We start from the raw sequence: 16,095 nt of genomic DNA on the forward strand, positions 1-16,095 counted from the left end.
TTTATTCTACTACAGCTTTTATACGGTCAGGCCACAAGGTTACATTTCTGACACCCACCGGCTTCTGCACCAATTCTGGCACCAGCGTTGAATCCTGCCGATTATAGTTTCTGTAATTAAGAACAACTTTGAAGTTGTCGCGGTTAAGCAGAGGTATTGAATCTTCCAGCAACTGGTAACGCACCAGCACATACTGCGGACGCAAACTTATCTCTCTTCCAGCCGGTTTGTTGATTACCTCCGGCACTAGTTGTCGCTCTTCCTGTACTAGATTTCTCACATTGAGGCTTACTTCAGCTTCTGCTACGGTTGCCTTTACCATGGCCTTATTATCATAGTTCAGGGGTACTTTAATTTTTGCAGGCTCTGTAATCTGCTGTTCCGGCAACTGTACGTAGAGCGGACTTGGCAGGCTGTCTACCATAGAGGAGGGCCCTGTAAAAGTAACAGAGTCAGGCTCTATTAAAACAGGACCAACTACTGCGTGCTTATCACCTGTTACCTTCTGGCTTGGGTCCAACCGCAAAGGTATGGTTCTGGACACCCTTTCGTCAAAGTTAAAGTACAGCGTATCCGTCACCACGAAGTTAAGCTGTAAGCCATCTAAAGCATTCACTAAAGCCGGCCGCAAAGCGGACCCGAGCAGGTAGTTATTCCGGGGAAGGTTCCGGATGTATACTTCAGCAGGTTGCACTTCTACTCTGAGAGATTTACGAAGCAGCTTCCAGCCTTTACCGGTAACATTTATGACAATCTCTTCTGGAAGAGGCTTTATAGGTATAAGTTCTGCTTCGTCGAATACGAACTTAACGGGGTAAGTAGTTTGTGTGGAGTAGCTTTTATTAAGAGCATTGAGGAGCCAGAATGTAGAAGCCGCCACAAAACAAAGCAGTACTACTCTCCAGTACTGCTTTGTTTGCGGTCGGAATGGCTTCGCAAACCATAAAACTATATTTCTGACTTTCTCAATTGGCAATGTTTCTAAACTTTTTGTGCCTTAGCAGTTGCTTCCATTGAAATAGCAGACTTATCAAAAGTTAATCTGATGCCTTTATCTACTTCAACTAACACAGTGTCATCCGCTACATCTATTAATCTGCCGTGTAAACCACCAATGGTGATCACGTGCATACCTTTAGTTAACTCGTCTCGGAATTTCTTCTGGTCACGCACTTTCTTCTGCTGTGGCCGAATCATGAAAAAGTAAAAAACAAGGATGATAGCACCGAACATCAGAAGCTGTGGCAGCATTCCTCCATCTGGTGCGGCTTGTAGAAAAATAGTTTGCATGGGTGTTAATTCTCTTAGCTGTACTTTGGAAGCTTAATTTCTTTTTACAGGTCCGTCTGCACCGGCTGTAGGAATGTTATTTGTCTCTACAGTACCTTTCAGGGTAACCTGCGTGATGTTAGGCACTGTGTTAGCGCGTACTGTTACCACCGGAGACTGCTGACCAACTTTTCCTTTGCTATCGAACTGCACCTTTATTTTACCAGTTTCACCTGGTGCGATAGGCTCCTTTGGAGACTCAGGAACAGTACAGCCACAAGAAGCAGATGCACTTTCGATAATAAGCGGAGACTTACCTGTGTTAGTAAACTCAAACGTATGCTCTACTACTTCTCCTTGCTTTACAGTACCAAAATCATAGGTAGTTTCAGCAAAAGAAATAACAGGCGCATCTGCCGGAGCGGCTACCTCTGTAGTAGTAGCTACATTCGGATTCTCTATTGGCTGAACAGCTGGTTGTGCAGCCATTTCTGTTTCAGTGATAACTTCGTCCTCACCTGTTTTATTATCGCAGCCTGCAGCAAATATAGCCACAGCAAAGCTCGCTGCTAAAATTAGGTTCTTTTTCATATTAAAAAATTGTTAGGGTTAAAGTTTAGAAATGATATTCTTAGCAAACTCCATGGTGTTAGCCTTACCCCCAAGGTCACCGGTACATTCTTCCGGGTTAGCCAGTGTTGCCTCCAGAGCTGCCTCGATACGGTTTGCCTCATCTTTCAGGTCCAGATGATGCAGCATCATAATGGCAGAGCGCAGTAAAGCTGTAGGGTTAGCAATTCCCTTACCTGCAATGTCAGGTGCTGAACCATGTACTGCCTCAAAGATAGCCATTTCATCACCTATATTGGCTCCAGCTACCACACCTAACCCACCAACAAGGCCGGCACAAAGGTCAGAAAGGATATCTCCAAACAGGTTTGTTGTAACAATCACGTCAAACTGCTCAGGCTTTATAACTAACTGCATGCACATGTTATCGATGATCTTGTCATCTGCCTGGATATGCGGATACTCCTTTGCAATCTCGTTGAACACGCCCAGAAACAGTGCACCTGCGCTTTTTAAGATATTTGCCTTATGTACGGCAGTTACCTTTTTACACTGATGCTTGTTAGCATACTCAAAAGCTGCACGAACAATTTTCTGGCAGCCTACCCGGGTAAGACGGGCCACTGAGTCTGATATCTGCAGACGCTCATCAAACATCTCCAATCCAGAATATAAACCTTCTGTGTTCTCGCGGAACAGAACGGAGTTAACGTTGTCAAAGCGGGTGTTTATGCCTTTTGTAGTTTTAGCCGGACGTACGTTGGAGTACAAATCAAACATCTGGCGCAACTGTACATTTACGCTCTTGAAGCCTTTTCCTACAGGTGTAGTGATTGGCCCTTTCAGCGCAACCCGGTTCTTGTTAAGAGAAGCTATCAACGTAGCTGGTATCAGCTCGCCAACAGTATCAAAAGTGGTCTGCCCTGCGTTTTCTTCTTCCCATGCTACAGGTACGTTGGCAGCTTCAAATATTGCTTTAACAGCATTTGTGATCTCAGGTCCTATCCCATCACCGGGAATCAGGGTTACTTGTCTCATGCTTATAGTTCTTTCCTACTATTAATTTCGTTAATCAATGAATCAACATCGCCAAGAAGTTTCTCTGCTTTGTCTTTTGCATCCTGTATCACACGCTGCCCTTCAGATTTAGCGCTGGACGGCAGGCTGTCTTCTTTAGCCATTAACTGTTCCAGCAGGTCAGAAAGCGTATCACGATACCTTTCCAGGCGATAGCTTAGCCAGCTACGGGTTTCTCTTCCTTTTTCCGGGGCGAACAGAATGCCAAAGGCTGCACCAACAGCGGCACCAGACACAAAGGCCAGAAAGTTGCTTGTCTTCTTACTCATAGTTTATATATTCTAATATACCAAAGGACAAATTTTTCTCCTTACTACGGCTATTTCGCATTAGCGGCCAAACCGGAACTATGGCTTACTTATTATCGATCAGGCCTCGGCCCGACTTACGTATATCTCCTTTACTTGTAAGCTCCTGTGCCATCTTGTCAAGCACACCATTAACAAACTGCTTACTTTTTGGCGTGCTGTAAAGTTTTGAGATCTCGATATACTCATTGATGGTTACTTTTACAGGGATGCTCCGGAAGATGTGCATTTCACAAAGGGCCATCTTGAGTATGATTTTGTCGAGAATGGCAACACGCTCTACATCCCAGTTCTTTACGCTGGCAGCGATCATAGCCTCATACTTTTCATCATCTTGCAGCGTCTGGTGATAAAGCTCTTCAAAAAAGGCCTTATCATCTTCCCAGTTTGCAGACAGGTCCAGCAGCACTGGTTCTTCCTCTGTCTCCTCGCCGAAGGTTTTTATTGTTTTATTCACAAGGCTCTTTACGATAGTTTTATTTTCTATCCAGTTCAGATCCTGCTCTTCAAACAAAGATTGTAAGTTTTTTTCTTTAAAGATAATGTTTTTGAAAATATGTTTCACTATCTCTGCGTCCTCCTCCGGTGTAGGATTAGGTGTCGCCAGGTAACTTAAAAAAGCCTCATCCTGCTTCAGTACATTTCTGTAAACAGAACGGATTTCACTGATGTCAGAACCCCAGCTGATATTGCGTCTGATGATGTTCTGCTTGTACGACTCATTGTTAAGCAGGCGGTGCACTACACGATTGTTCAAAAATTTCTTTACATCAGGACCCGTAGCGGCAGTAAATCGCTTTTCCTTCTTCTCTTCTTCCTCTTCTATAAGGCTCATAAGAACTTCCAGAATCTGCAGTGTACCCAAATAATGGTCATATATCCGCTCTACTGCATTCAGCATTAAGTTTCCATAATGCTTATAGTCTTTCTTGATGAGGTTTTTGTAGTAAGCGATGGCTCTGTTTACCGCATCAATAATTTCCTTATCTGTTTCTTCCGTTTCGAACTGGTCAGTTTCATACCATTCTTTAAAAAGAAGCTGTGCGATTTGTTTCTTGCCTTCAAGAAGCTTTTTATCCTGCACCTCCATTGAGTTCAGGTCTGGGGCAAAATCCTCGCTTATCTGGTCTAGCGCCAGCAGATAGTCTGAACCTTTGGCCTGCTGATAGGCATATATTGCTTGCATTGCCTTGATTCGTAGTGTTCTGCGGTTGAGCATAATCTTATTTTAAAGAACGTGTATTTATGTAATTCTACTTCAAGTGCTACGGCACTTATGGTTTCTGCTTATTTCTTTAAGGAGTTTACCTAAACTATAAGAAAGAATGCAAAGCAGCCTATTTATAGTTCCTTTTTCCGAGACTCCTTGTAAAGCAAAAGTGCCACAGGTTAATGCAGCACTTTTGTTTTTGGGACTATATCAATTCCTATTTTCCTGCTAGAAAGTAGAGCGAACTTTTCCGATGCTCTGGATACGCTTTTCAGCCATCTTCATTGCAGCGGCCTGATTGTGAATACCTTCTTTCTCTGCAAGTTCAAAGATATCTAAAGTGTAGCCGTAAATACGCTCAGTTTGTGCGTAAGCACTCTCGCGGTTATAGCCTACTAATTCAGAGTATACGTTGATCAAACCACCTGCATTGATCAGGAAGTCAGGAGCATAAACAATTCCTTTATCGATTAGAGCCGGTCCGTGTATCTTCTCATCACGCAACTGGTTGTTAGCACAACCAGCAATCACCTTACACTTTAAACGATCGATTGTATTGTCGTTAACAGTACCACCCAGCGCACATGGAGAGTAAATATCTACATCAAGATCATAGATCTCATCCATGCTTACTACCTTCGCACCGTACTTGTTAGATACTTCACGTAAACGATCTTCGTAAATATCAGTGATAAAGATCTGCGCGTTTTCTTTAGCCAACAGCTCAACCAAATAACCACCTACGTGGCCAACCCCCTGCACAGATATTTTCTTACCCTCTAGTGAGTCAGAACCAAAAGCTTTTTTTGCAGCAGCCTTCATACCCATGTAAGTACCATAAGCCGTAACCGGAGACGGGTCTCCACCTCCACCCATAGACTCAGGAAGACCTGCCACATGCTCTGTCTCCATATGAATGTACTCCATATCTTTGGTAGTCATCCCTACGTCTTCAGCAGTGATGTAAGCACCATTCAGGTTCTTAACAAAACGGCCGAATCTGCGAAGCAAAGCCTCATTCTTGTCTTTTTTGGCATCACCAATAATCACGGCTTTACCACCACCCAGATTTAAACCAGAGATGGCAGCCTTATAGGTCATACCTCTGGAAAGACGCAACACATCGTCAAGCGCCTCTGCCTCAGAAGCATAAGACCACATACGTGTACCACCCAGCGCAGGGCCCAGTACTGTGTTGTGTATGCCAATGATAGCCTTCAAGCCTGTTTCCTGGTCATGGCAGAAAACAACTTTCTCATGATTGTATTCTGATATCTGACCGAAGACTGACTTGTCCTTCAGTTCTACTTCTTTTAATTCGACCATTTAGGTAATTGATTAAGGGTTATTCTATCTTTGTGTAAATGAGGTAAGTTATGAGACCCCGTTTCGCGCCACAAAATTAATTCTTTTTTTGATTTATTCAATTTGTACTTTGTAAGTCCACGTAAAAGCCCTGAGGCTTTAATTATTTGCTGTGAAATCACTACGCTACTTAAATAAATATTTACTCAAGTATAAGTACAGGCTCTTCTGGGGAATTGTATTTACGATTATTTCTAACTACTTCCAGATACTTCCTGCCCAGGTGGTGCGGCATGCCTTTAACCTGATAAAGGAAGGGATAAACCTGCACGGTCTTTACGAAGGGCTTGAGCAGCAGGAGCTTGTTTATGATATTTTTGCAAGCAGTATCTTGGTGTATGGGCTAGTAATATTACTAATGGCCTTGTTGCGTGGGGTGTTTTTATTTTTTGTTCGCCAGACAATCATCGTCATGAGCCGCCTGATTGAAAACGACTTAAAGAACGAGATCTATGAGCATTACCAGAGCCTGCCACTAAGCTTCTACCGCAAAAACAACACCGGCGACTTAATGGCTCGTGTTTCAGAAGATGTGAGCCGGGTACGCATGTATGTAGGCCCGGCTATTATGTACGGGATTAACCTGGTTGTGCTGTTCCTGATGGTTATCCCCTACATGTTGTCTGTTAATGTTAAGCTGACGCTGTACACGCTGATTCCTCTTCCTATACTGGCCGTGAGCATTTACTATGTAAACAACATCATCCAGCGAAAATCAGACGAGATACAGAGAAGCCTTTCCGGAATAAACACCTTTGTACAGGAGGCGTTCTCCGGCATCAGGGTTCTGAAGTCATTTGTCCGGGAAAACGACTCCCACTCTAAGTTTACAACAGCCAGCAATACCTACAAAGACAAATCACTGGAGCTGAACTTCGTTAACTCCCTGTTCTTCCCGCTAGTGCTGTTCCTGGTTGGTCTCAGCACAATAATAACTATATACATTGGTGGCCAGGAGGTAATTAACGGCAGCATTACCACGGGTAATATTGCGGAGTTTATCATTTATGTGAACATGCTCACCTGGCCTGTTACCTCCTTAGGGTGGACGGCGAGCCTGGTTCAACGCGCAGCAGCATCGCAGGAGCGCATCAATGAGTTTCTACACACAAAGAATGATATTCTTACACGTGAAAATATCAGTAAACCTATCATGGGTGATATCCGCTTTGAGAATGTAGACTTTGTATACCCCGACACGCACATTCATGCGCTGAAACATGTTTCCTTTAACATAAACCACGGTGAAACACTGGCGATTATAGGCAACACCGGTTCAGGAAAAAGCACTATTGCCAACCTGCTCCCACGCATGTACGATACAACCGGAGGCAGAATTCTGATTGACGGTGTAGATGTACGCGACTATAACATCAAAAGCCTGCGCAGCCAGATAGGTTATGTGCCGCAGGATGTATTCCTCTTCTCTGATACAATCAGCAACAACATAGGCTTTGGTCTGCCAAGCATCACAGAGGAACAAATGGTGCAATCCACTAAAGATGCAGATGTATATGAGAATATTATTCGCTTCCCGGAAAAGTTTGAGACCAAGCTGGGAGAGCGTGGCATTACTTTATCCGGCGGCCAAAAACAGCGGGTATCTATTGCCCGCGCTTTGGTAAGGGAGCCAAGCATACTTATACTTGATGACTCACTGTCAGCCGTGGATACAAAGACTGAAAACGCGATCCTGAACAGCCTGCGCCGCATTATGGCTAACCGTACTTCCATTATTATATCTCATAGAGTATCCTCAGTAAAATTGGCAGACAGAATTTTAGTTCTGGATGACGGTGAGATCGTACAGCACGGCACACATGAGGAGCTGATTAATCAGGATGGGCTTTATAAAGTGCTTTACGAGCGCCAACTGCAATCAGAAGACATGGAGTAGCCTACCGGTTTTATTAAAGCATTGGCTAAATTTTAAGGTGCCGAGGCATGGCATTTACAGAATGTGGGATTTTTTTAGTACAGATTCTGTTATACCCTCGTATAGCAAATTTATTAACCCTTAAAAATTTTGTTTATGGCCATCGACTTACAGCAAATCGGTAAAAGATTCAGGTTTTACACCAACCTTAAAGAACTGGACATGGACCAACTCAAGGCCATGACCGGCAGTGATGAAGCCACACTGGCCAATATCATTTCTGGAAAGAATTATTTACTAGACGACCTCGTAGCCATAGTAAAAAACTTTAAGGAACTTAACCCTCAGTGGCTCATTTACGGCGAGGGCAGCATGTTTAAACCTATGAATGGCGATGGCACTTGTGACGACCATCACAAAGGGTGCCTTAAGAAAGACAAATCTGCTTACTTACAGCAAATGAAGGACATGCTCATTGAACTTGATGCAGCAGAAGTTGCCAAAGGGCATCATCCAGACGTTGAAGCCTTAAAAGCCAAATTAGATCAATACAGAGCAACACATTAATTGTGTTGCCTGCACTATAACTAAATCAGGTCTTATCCTAACTTAAAATATTCTGCCCCAACTGCTTCTTACTTGTAGAAGGGGCGGGGTGTTTACTGTACTTCGACATCTGTTCACACAATTCGGCTGGCCTGAACAGTTATCTATCAGGTGCAATACCGTTAAGGATCAGGTTAACTGTAAACAGCACGTCCCGCTCAATCTTCTCAAAGTCTATAGAAGATAGCTTATGAAAGTCTGCCCGCTGAAACTCATCAAATTGAATCAGGTCTTTAACCACCATAATAGAGTACCCTACCCGCTCCGCCTCACATGGCACAAATGTGCCATGCGCAATGCCCTCTTTTAAAACCGAGGCGTAGTAGTTTGCTTCCTTGGCTCTGGATTCCCGGAATAGTTCCTGGAAAAGCGTGCGCGTTTCTATAAGGACTCTTATAGAAATTGTGTGTTGGGTAACGATCTCCTGATAATACCGCAACGAGGAACGGATATAAAGCAGTAAACGCTTCTGAGGGTCTGGCTCCTGTTCGGCAATACGCTTGATGCGCAACAAGCTCTCCTTCCACTCCTGCGAAAACGCTTCAATAAAAAGAACTTCTTTACTTTTGTAATAATAGTATAAGGTGGGCTTTTTCAAGCCTATAGTATGCGCAATGTCGTCTAGGGTGGCTTTACTATAGCCCATCCTGCCAAAAACTGATTTTGCTGCTTCCAGAATCAGCTCTTTTTTAGCCTCTGCTTTTTTACCCACAATGTTGATGGTATGGTTTCAGGGCCGAGTATGGTCACCTTCCCAAATTTATAGTATAATTAAATACTTACAACTATTACTGCTGCTTTACCGGCACTTCTAAAACGCCTCTATCATCCTCGGGAAACCATTCAACATAAAACTCCTCCAGTTTCAGCTTCTCCTCTTTAGCAAAATCAAACGCGGCAGCATAAAGCTTTCTTGGCGACAGCACCACGTTCGCGTTTACCTCTACGTGCACAACCTTTCTGCCTCCGGGCACCGTGCGCAAAGTATACCCTGCAGGTAAGGCTACGTTGGAATCAGGCACAATTACTCCAATAAATGCCCTTAAGCTATCGCCGCTTTTGTCAGGGTCATTATAATAAATGTTACCCAACACACCTTCAAGCTCATTCTTGTCCAGCACTTCTGCAGCTCTCTGAAAAGCTTTTCCTAAGGCCTCATCATCCACTGAACCAATGAAAGGCTGCCCCGCCACATACATTTCTTCAGATGTTTTAACCTTTACATCCGGTGCTGTAAAGCCGCCGATATATGTATAAAGCACCAGCAGAATGATAGCTACGCCGGCCATGATGTATAAAAAGTTTTTCATAAGTCAATCATATTCTTGTACTGCATGTGGTACAGTTGAGCATAATAGCCATTGTGTTCCAGCAGCTCATCATGGTTACCCATTTCCTTAAGCTCTCCTTTATCTAACACAATAATCTTATCTGCTTTCTGTATCGTGGACAAGCGATGTGCAATTACAATAGAAGTACGGCCATGCATCAACTGGTCTATAGCATACTGTATCAGCTCTTCTGTTTCAGAATCTACGCTGGAGGTAGCTTCATCTAGTATGATAATCTCAGGGTTATACACCATAGCCCGCACAAAAGAGATCAGCTGCCTTTGTCCCACAGAAAGAGTGGCACCACGTTCCATTACCTTGTAGTGCAGCCCTCCTGGTAAGCGTTCTATAAACTTTCGCGCCCCAACAAGATCAGCAGCTTCCCATATCTGCTTTTCCGTAATATTTTTATTCCCAAGGCTGATGTTATCGGCGATAGTGCCGGAGAAAAGGAACACGTCCTGCAGCACTACACCAATATGATGGCGCAATACACTTAGATCATACTCTTTCAGATCATGGCCATCAATGATAATCTGCCCTTTATTTATCTCATAAAAACGATTCAGGAGGTTGATTACAGATGTTTTACCCGCCCCTGTCGCTCCTACAAAGGCAACTGTCTCACCTGCCTTCACATCGAATGACATATCCCGCAGCACCCACTCCTCATCATTGTAGGCAAACCACACATGCTCAAAGCGCACATTACCTTTTATCTTTTCGGGGGCGTAGCTGCCAGTATCTGAAATCATTTCTTTGCTATCAAGGAGGCGCATTAAACGTTCTGTACTCACAACGCCCAGCTGCAGCGTATTGAAACGGTCAGCAATCATGCGTATAGGCCGGAAAAACATCTGGATGTATAAGATAAAGGCCATCAACGTTCCCAGTGAAGTTTCATCTTCAATCACTCCGTGAGCACCGTACCATACCAGCAGGCCTAAGCCTGCCGCACCAATTATCTCTGCTACCGGAAAGTAAACGGAGTAATATAAAACTGAGCGGATATTAGCACGGGTGTGCTCTTTATTTATCTCCTTAAACTTATCCATCTCGCGCTCTTCGTTGTTGAAGATCTGCACGATACTCATACCCGTTATGTGCTCCTGCACAAAGGAATTCAGCCTCGCAACTGCTGTTCGTACCTCCTGAAACGTATCCTTGATCTTTTCCTTGAAGATATAGGTGCTGATAAGCATGATCGGGAAAGTGGAGAGACTCACCAGAGCCAGTTCCCAATCAATGTAGAACATGAAGCCTACAATAAATACCAACTGGAGGATATCGCCTATCATAGCTGCCAAGCCCTCGCTAAAAACATCCGAAAGTGTTTCCACATCAGACACGTTCCGGGTAACCAGTGTACCAATAGGAGTTCTGTCAAAGAACTTGAGCCGAAGATCCAGAATATGGCGGTAGAGTTTGATTCGGATATCACGCACCACGTGCTGCCCAAGCCAGCCCGCAAAGTAGGTATGCAGGTATTGCACAATGGCATGCACAACCAGCAACACGCCCAAGATCACGAACATCCTGTTGAGCCCCTCCCAGTCATTCTGCAGAATTTCATTATCTACAGTATACTGGATCAGGAAAGGGCGTACTGCAGCCAGTATAGCCGAAGCAAAGGTTAAGAAAACAATAAAGTAAAATATCCGCACGTACGGCTTCACAAACGTGAACAATCGCTTCAGCACGTCTGAGTCAAATACTTTACCGTTATTTTTTGGTTTGTCTTCCAAAGTAGATGCAAAGGTTTAGGTGGCAAAGATGCTAATACTTACTAAAACAGTCTCTTCTGTACGTACGCTAATCTTTAACCGGTTGTAAAGTTAATGGTTTTGAATCAGGATTTTCAGGAATAGAGGACGGACGAGATTCTTTTTGTTCTGCCCTTGCATTGAGTATAAAGAAGGCTGAGGCTATTATAGCCCCAGCCTTTAACACTAATACAGCTACTAAATGGAGCTTATACCTTAGCTAAGGCCTGCTCAATATCTGATATAATATCCTCCGGGTGCTCTACCCCAACTGATATTCTTACCATGCCCTCCCCTATACCCATTTTCGAGCGGTCGGCCAGGCAAATATCAGAGTGAGTCATGGAAGCAGGATGTTCAGCAAGTGATTCTGTGCCACCTAAACTTACAGCCAGCTTTATCAGCCTGAGGCTATTTAAAAACTTAAATGCTTCTTTCTCACCGCCATTTAGATCAAACGAGATCATTGAGCCCGCAGCTGTACACTGCTTTTCGTAAATGGCCTGCTGCTGTGGGTGATCCTGCAGATCGCCCAGGTAATAAATCTTCTCTACTTTCGGGTGCTGCTTTAGGTAGGCGGCCACGGTTTCTGCTCCGCGTGCCTGCGCTTCCATTCTTATTTTTAGCGTTTCCAGGCTTCGCATTAACATCCAGCCCGTCCAGGGGCTAGCCATAGACCCAGTGAAAGTACGCATCCCTTTTACAGCTTTCATGAGAGGCGCAGAACCAACACAGGCACCAGCAATCAAATCAGAATGCCCCCCGATATACTTTGTAGCAGAATACAAAACCAGATCTGCACCATGCTTAAGCGGGTGCGAAAAGATCGGTCCCAGAAAAGTATTATCTACAGCTACTACTACTTTTTTATCATCTGTAGAATGCTTTTTAGCCAGCGTAACACAAGCTTCAATATCTACCAAGTGATTAGTTGGATTGGCAGGAGTTTCAACGTAGATCATCGCCAGTTTATTAGCCACTCCCGATTTATCCAGTAATTCAGAAACTTCTTCTGAGGTAGCACTTGCCTGGAAGCCGATACTCCGAATGCCAAATTTTGGAAGAATATTTTTGATGTAGTAATCGGAACCGCCATAGATTGGCTCACTGTGAAGAATAACATCTCCGGGCTTAAGAAGTGCAAGCAAAGTAGTACTGATCGCAGCCATGCCACTGGCAAATACGGCTGCGTCTTCTGCTCCATCCCATAGCCGGAGGCGATTCTCCAATATCTCCAGGTCAGGATTGTTTAAGCGGCTGTAGATCAAGCCCAGTTGCTCCTCTGCATCTTTTTCACGCAGGCCGTAAGCAAGCTCAAAAAAAGCCTTTCCTTCTTCAGCGTTTTTAAAAACAAAAGTGGAGGTTTGATAGATTGGTGCTTTCACGGCCATTTCTGACCACTCCGGGTTGTACCCGTAACTCATCATTAAACTTTCAGGCCGCACGTGTTTACCGTTTAAATGCGGCCCAAGATGGTCTTCTTCCAATTGCATAGTTTTTATGTTTTTGTTTAGGTGATTCTTTGAAAAATCTGCTCCGGGTATTCTACTTTAGCTAAGAAAAGCCCTTCTGAGGGAGCTGCTGCACTTGACCTGCTTCTGTCCTTGCTGGCTATAACCTGCTCAAACTCCTGAACTGTTAGCTTTCCACGGCCAACATCTACCAAAGTACCAACAACCAAACGTACCATGCCTCTCAAAAACCTATTTGCCCTGACCGTAAAAAGTAGTACATCCCCTTTCTGTTGCCAAACAGCCTCATACATGTTACAGCGATAGTGTTTGGTGTCGCCTTTTACCTTACTGAAAGTTGTAAAGTCCTCATGCCTCAGGAGTTGTTCAGCCGCTTCATTCATCTTATCTGTATCCAAGGGTCGGCTGTGGTACCAGGCATGTTGCCGTTTGAAGGGATCTTTCCGGAGAGTGATGTAATAGTGGTAGGTACGGGCAAAGGCATAATAGCGGGCATGTGCCTCATCAGTTACAGAATATAAATTAGCTGCAGCGATATCTGCTGGTAAAATCCGGTTCAGGCGAAAGAGTATATGCTGCGGGTCTAGCTGCTGCTCTGAATCAAAATGGGCGAACTGCTGGCTGGCGTGAACGCCTGTATCAGTGCGTCCACTACCTGTAGTAGTTACTGATTCACGCAGCACTTTACTCAGGCAGTCATCCAGCACCTCCTGCACCGATAGGGCATTAGGCTGTACCTGCCATCCATGAAAACGAGTGCCATCATAGGCGATTTCTAAAAAGTACCGCATGTGGCAAAGGTATAAAAATATACCCGCACACGCTTGATGCATGTGCGGGTATATGATTAAGTGGCAATTTAGTTGTAACTGCTTAATTAGTACCTGTTCGCTTCCTGGTAGCTTCCTCTAAAATGATTTGTCCTAGGCTACGATTTTCTCTTCTGCGGCTCTCATCTCTTCGGCTTCGCTCCTCACGCGTTCTCTCCCAGCGCTCATCATCCCTTTTTCTTTCGTCTCTTCTGGCTTCTTCATCTCTGCGCCTGTTCCAGATGTCATCATCACGATCATCATCTTTATCGTGCTTCTTCATGCGCTTCCTATATTCTTTCTCCTCTTCTTTTTCCCTTTTCCATTCAGCATGAGCCCGATGCTTCTCATCAACAAAGGATGGCTTGCCTTTGGCTTTTCCTTTGCCTTTGCCGTTACCATTTCCGTGTCCATCGGCCATCACAGCCTGTCCTGTAAATGCAAAAGATAGCATCAAGGCGAGTGTAAGTAACTTTTTCATATGCTTGTTGTTTAGGTTCAGCTAACATAATGCAAAGCGGATGCCAAAACTCCTGCTGCTGACGAACATCTTAGTTTCTTACTGCCTGATTTAATAGAAAAAGGCCTCTCCAGTTAACCAAAGAGGCCTTTTTCTATTAATTAAAATATTTCTATACTTTCTCGTAGATCACCGCTACTCCCTGCCCAACGCCTACGCACATAGTGGCCAGACCATACCTGGCACTGGCGCTGCGTTTCATTTCGTGGAGCAATGTAGCGGAGATACGTGTACCGCTGGCACCCAGTGGGTGACCAATGGCAATAGAACCTCCGTTTACGTTTACTTTTGCCGGGTCCAGGCCAAGCTCGTTCATACATGCCACCGCCTGCGACGCAAACGCTTCGTTTAATTCAATCAGGTCGAGGTCGTTTATACTTAAGCCCGCACGTTTTAATGCTTTTTGTGTGGCTGGCACCGGGCCCATTCCCATATGTGCCGGATCTACCCCAGCTACAGCCGCAGAAACCACCCGTGCCATTGGCGTAAGGTTATACCGCTTCAGAATCTCCTCGCTTACTACAATAGAAACTGCAGCACCATCATTTATACCCGAAGAGTTACCAGCAGTTACCGACCCTCCTTTTTTAAAAGCAGGGCTAAGGCTAGCCAGCTTTTCTACCGATGAAAGGCGTGGGTGCTCATCTGTGTCAAAAACGATATTCTCACCTTTTCGCTGCGGGATATGTACCGGCACGATTTCGTCTCTGAATTTACCTGCTTCCGCGGCGGCTTTATACTTTACCTGTGAGCTATGGGCAAACTCATCCTGGGTTTCACGTGAAATGTTATAGCGATCTGCTACATTCTCGGCTGTCTCGCCCATAGCAAACGGGTAGTGCAGCTTCGATAGCTTCTCGTTAGCAAATCTCCAGCCGATGGTGGTATCGTAAATTTCAGGAGTACGGGAGTAGGCTGTTTCTGCCTTAGCCATTACAAAAGGAGCGCGTGTCATACTCTCAACGCCACCTGCCAGGTATACTTCTCCATCTCCAGAGCTAATAGCCCGGGAGGCATCAATGATTGACTGAAGACCGGAAGCACAAAGACGGTTCACGGTTACTCCACCTATTTCCTGTGGAAGCCCTGCCAGCAGCAACGCCATACGTGCCACATTTCTGTTATCCTCACCTGCCTGGTTAGCTGCGCCCATTACCACATCCTCAATTAAGGCTGGGTCTAAATTAGGATTACGGGCTACTATTTCCTTCATTACAAGGGCAGCCATGTCATCCGGACGAACCGAACTTAACGTACCGGCAAACTTACCAACCGGGGTTCTCAGGATATCTACAATATAAGCTGTGTACATCTATTTTTTGGTTTTACAGGTCTTTGTCTAATTTTGCATCTCATTGCAAGTTAAATTAACCCCTTTATGATACAAAGAATTCAATCCGTATTTCTGTTCCTGCTGGTGCTATCGATGGTTGCCATGCTGTTTTTACCACTATGGTCTAAAGTAGATGCTACCACTGGTGAGGAGGTAGTACTTACTGCCTGGAACATCAAATCATACGCAACAGAGGAGAATCTGGTGCCTGGTACCGTTCCGCAGCAAAACACCATGGCTATAGGCATGCTTGCGATAGCAGCGGCTGCAGTTGCTCTATATGAGATTTTCCAGTTTAAGAACCGCCTAAACCAGATGAAACTGGGCCTGCTGAACACGCTGATATTGGCAGCCTTGCTAGGTACTTCTTTCTATTACGCTGCCTATGTTGGTGCAGAACTGGTAAAAGCCGATAACAATGGTTCTTACGAGGCTGGCTTTTACATGCCGATGCTGGCCCTATTGCTTAACGCACTGGCTAACCGTTTCATCAAACGTGACGAGGACCTGGTAAGGTCAGTAGATAGACTGAGGTAATTTTTATAAGTAAACAAGCGAGAGTTGTTAACTCATAAACAGAGAAGAA

Annotated in this window: 17 protein-coding genes; 3 read left to right on the forward strand and 14 right to left on the reverse strand. The window is 44.6% G+C overall.

Going from position 1 to position 16,095, the window contains the following annotated elements; translation table 11 throughout:
- Position 1: 1 nt before the first annotated feature.
- The 7 genes from ACFSRY_RS08460 to ACFSRY_RS08490 form a co-directional block, all read right to left on the reverse strand.
- Positions 2-880 carry a hypothetical protein gene (locus tag ACFSRY_RS08460; protein ID WP_377505371.1) on the reverse strand — a complete coding sequence of 293 codons (879 nt, stop codon included), beginning with the start codon at positions 878-880 and terminating at the stop codon, positions 2-4.
- 101 nt (positions 881-981) lie between these two features.
- Entirely contained in the window at positions 982-1,290 is a 309-nt protein-coding gene (gene yajC, locus ACFSRY_RS08465) for a preprotein translocase subunit YajC (RefSeq protein WP_377505374.1), read from the reverse strand.
- Between the two features lie 33 nt (positions 1,291-1,323).
- Positions 1,324-1,860 carry a DUF1573 domain-containing protein gene (locus tag ACFSRY_RS08470; RefSeq protein ID WP_377505377.1) on the reverse strand — a complete coding sequence of 179 codons (537 nt, stop codon included), beginning with the start codon at positions 1,858-1,860 and terminating at the stop codon, positions 1,324-1,326.
- Between the two features lie 18 nt (positions 1,861-1,878).
- Positions 1,879-2,877, reverse strand: a complete 999-nt coding sequence (locus ACFSRY_RS08475) for an isocitrate/isopropylmalate dehydrogenase family protein (RefSeq protein ID WP_377505380.1) — start codon at positions 2,875-2,877, stop codon at positions 1,879-1,881.
- 2 nt (positions 2,878-2,879) lie between these two features.
- On the reverse strand, positions 2,880-3,185 hold the full coding sequence (locus ACFSRY_RS08480) for a YtxH domain-containing protein (protein WP_377505383.1): 306 nt from the start codon (positions 3,183-3,185) through the stop codon (positions 2,880-2,882).
- Between the two features lie 85 nt (positions 3,186-3,270).
- Positions 3,271-4,443: a transcription antitermination factor NusB gene (gene nusB, locus ACFSRY_RS08485; RefSeq protein WP_377505386.1), complete on the reverse strand. Its 1,173-nt coding sequence runs from the start codon at positions 4,441-4,443 to the stop codon at positions 3,271-3,273.
- Positions 4,444-4,662: 219 nt separating this feature from the next.
- Positions 4,663-5,760 carry a Glu/Leu/Phe/Val family dehydrogenase gene (locus ACFSRY_RS08490; RefSeq protein ID WP_377505389.1) on the reverse strand — a complete coding sequence of 366 codons (1,098 nt, stop codon included), beginning with the start codon at positions 5,758-5,760 and terminating at the stop codon, positions 4,663-4,665.
- 151 nt (positions 5,761-5,911) lie between these two features.
- On the opposite strand from ACFSRY_RS08490, the gene ACFSRY_RS08495 reads away from it, so the two are divergent.
- Entirely contained in the window at positions 5,912-7,696 is a 1,785-nt protein-coding gene (locus ACFSRY_RS08495) for an ABC transporter ATP-binding protein (protein WP_377505392.1), read from the forward strand.
- A 135-nt stretch (positions 7,697-7,831) separates the two neighbouring features.
- Entirely contained in the window at positions 7,832-8,242 is a 411-nt protein-coding gene (locus ACFSRY_RS08500) for a hypothetical protein (protein ID WP_377505395.1), read from the forward strand.
- Positions 8,243-8,381: 139 nt separating this feature from the next.
- Here the strand turns inward: ACFSRY_RS08500 and ACFSRY_RS08505 are convergent, their stop codons facing one another.
- From ACFSRY_RS08505 to ACFSRY_RS08535, 7 genes are all read right to left on the reverse strand, one after another.
- Positions 8,382-8,993 carry a TetR/AcrR family transcriptional regulator gene (locus ACFSRY_RS08505; RefSeq protein WP_377505398.1) on the reverse strand — a complete coding sequence of 204 codons (612 nt, stop codon included), beginning with the start codon at positions 8,991-8,993 and terminating at the stop codon, positions 8,382-8,384.
- A gap of 76 nt (positions 8,994-9,069) precedes the next feature.
- Positions 9,070-9,591 carry a GyrI-like domain-containing protein gene (locus ACFSRY_RS08510; RefSeq protein WP_377505401.1) on the reverse strand — a complete coding sequence of 174 codons (522 nt, stop codon included), beginning with the start codon at positions 9,589-9,591 and terminating at the stop codon, positions 9,070-9,072.
- Entirely contained in the window at positions 9,588-11,357 is a 1,770-nt protein-coding gene (locus ACFSRY_RS08515; protein WP_377505404.1) for an ABC transporter ATP-binding protein, read from the reverse strand. Before ACFSRY_RS08515 ends, ACFSRY_RS08510 begins: the two co-directional genes overlap by 4 nt.
- A 227-nt stretch (positions 11,358-11,584) precedes the next feature.
- Positions 11,585-12,868 carry a cystathionine gamma-synthase family protein gene (locus ACFSRY_RS08520; RefSeq protein ID WP_377505407.1) on the reverse strand — a complete coding sequence of 428 codons (1,284 nt, stop codon included), beginning with the start codon at positions 12,866-12,868 and terminating at the stop codon, positions 11,585-11,587.
- 17 nt (positions 12,869-12,885) lie between these two features.
- Positions 12,886-13,638: a tRNA pseudouridine(38-40) synthase TruA gene (gene truA, locus ACFSRY_RS08525; protein WP_377505410.1), complete on the reverse strand. Its 753-nt coding sequence runs from the start codon at positions 13,636-13,638 to the stop codon at positions 12,886-12,888.
- 82 nt (positions 13,639-13,720) lie between these two features.
- On the reverse strand, positions 13,721-14,137 hold the full coding sequence (locus ACFSRY_RS08530; RefSeq protein WP_377505413.1) for a hypothetical protein: 417 nt from the start codon (positions 14,135-14,137) through the stop codon (positions 13,721-13,723).
- A gap of 151 nt (positions 14,138-14,288) precedes the next feature.
- Entirely contained in the window at positions 14,289-15,488 is a 1,200-nt protein-coding gene (locus tag ACFSRY_RS08535; protein ID WP_377505416.1) for an acetyl-CoA C-acyltransferase, read from the reverse strand.
- A 66-nt stretch (positions 15,489-15,554) separates the two neighbouring features.
- Here ACFSRY_RS08535 and ACFSRY_RS08540 point away from each other — a divergent pair, with 66 nt between their 5' ends.
- The gene (locus ACFSRY_RS08540; protein ID WP_377505419.1) at positions 15,555-16,046 is read left to right on the forward strand and encodes a DUF4293 domain-containing protein; all 492 of its coding nucleotides are present in this window, start codon (positions 15,555-15,557) and stop codon (positions 16,044-16,046) included.
- The last annotated feature ends 49 nt before the right edge of the window (positions 16,047-16,095 follow it).

The organism is Pontibacter locisalis (genome assembly GCF_042684605.1).
GTDB classification, from domain to species: Bacteria; Bacteroidota; Bacteroidia; order Cytophagales; family Hymenobacteraceae; genus Pontibacter; species Pontibacter locisalis.

Excerpts from the sequence above, each read along its gene's own strand:
- yajC (WP_377505374.1), bottom strand. The coding sequence starts at position 1,290 with ATGCAAACTATTTTTCTACAAGCCGCACCAGATGGAGGAATGCTGCCA.
- ACFSRY_RS08470 (WP_377505377.1), bottom strand. The coding sequence starts at position 1,860 with ATGAAAAAGAACCTAATTTTAGCAGCGAGCTTTGCTGTGGCTATATTT.
- ACFSRY_RS08475 (WP_377505380.1), bottom strand. The coding sequence starts at position 2,877 with ATGAGACAAGTAACCCTGATTCCCGGTGATGGGATAGGACCTGAGATC.
- ACFSRY_RS08480 (WP_377505383.1), bottom strand. The coding sequence starts at position 3,185 with ATGAGTAAGAAGACAAGCAACTTTCTGGCCTTTGTGTCTGGTGCCGCT.
- nusB (WP_377505386.1), bottom strand. The coding sequence starts at position 4,443 with ATGCTCAACCGCAGAACACTACGAATCAAGGCAATGCAAGCAATATAT.
- ACFSRY_RS08490 (WP_377505389.1), bottom strand. The coding sequence starts at position 5,760 with ATGGTCGAATTAAAAGAAGTAGAACTGAAGGACAAGTCAGTCTTCGGT.
- ACFSRY_RS08500 (WP_377505395.1), top strand. The coding sequence starts at position 7,832 with ATGGCCATCGACTTACAGCAAATCGGTAAAAGATTCAGGTTTTACACC.
- ACFSRY_RS08510 (WP_377505401.1), bottom strand. The coding sequence starts at position 9,591 with ATGAAAAACTTTTTATACATCATGGCCGGCGTAGCTATCATTCTGCTG.
- ACFSRY_RS08520 (WP_377505407.1), bottom strand. The coding sequence starts at position 12,868 with ATGCAATTGGAAGAAGACCATCTTGGGCCGCATTTAAACGGTAAACAC.
- truA (WP_377505410.1), bottom strand. The coding sequence starts at position 13,638 with ATGCGGTACTTTTTAGAAATCGCCTATGATGGCACTCGTTTTCATGGA.
- ACFSRY_RS08530 (WP_377505413.1), bottom strand. The coding sequence starts at position 14,137 with ATGAAAAAGTTACTTACACTCGCCTTGATGCTATCTTTTGCATTTACA.
- ACFSRY_RS08535 (WP_377505416.1), bottom strand. The coding sequence starts at position 15,488 with ATGTACACAGCTTATATTGTAGATATCCTGAGAACCCCGGTTGGTAAG.
- ACFSRY_RS08540 (WP_377505419.1), top strand. The coding sequence starts at position 15,555 with ATGATACAAAGAATTCAATCCGTATTTCTGTTCCTGCTGGTGCTATCG.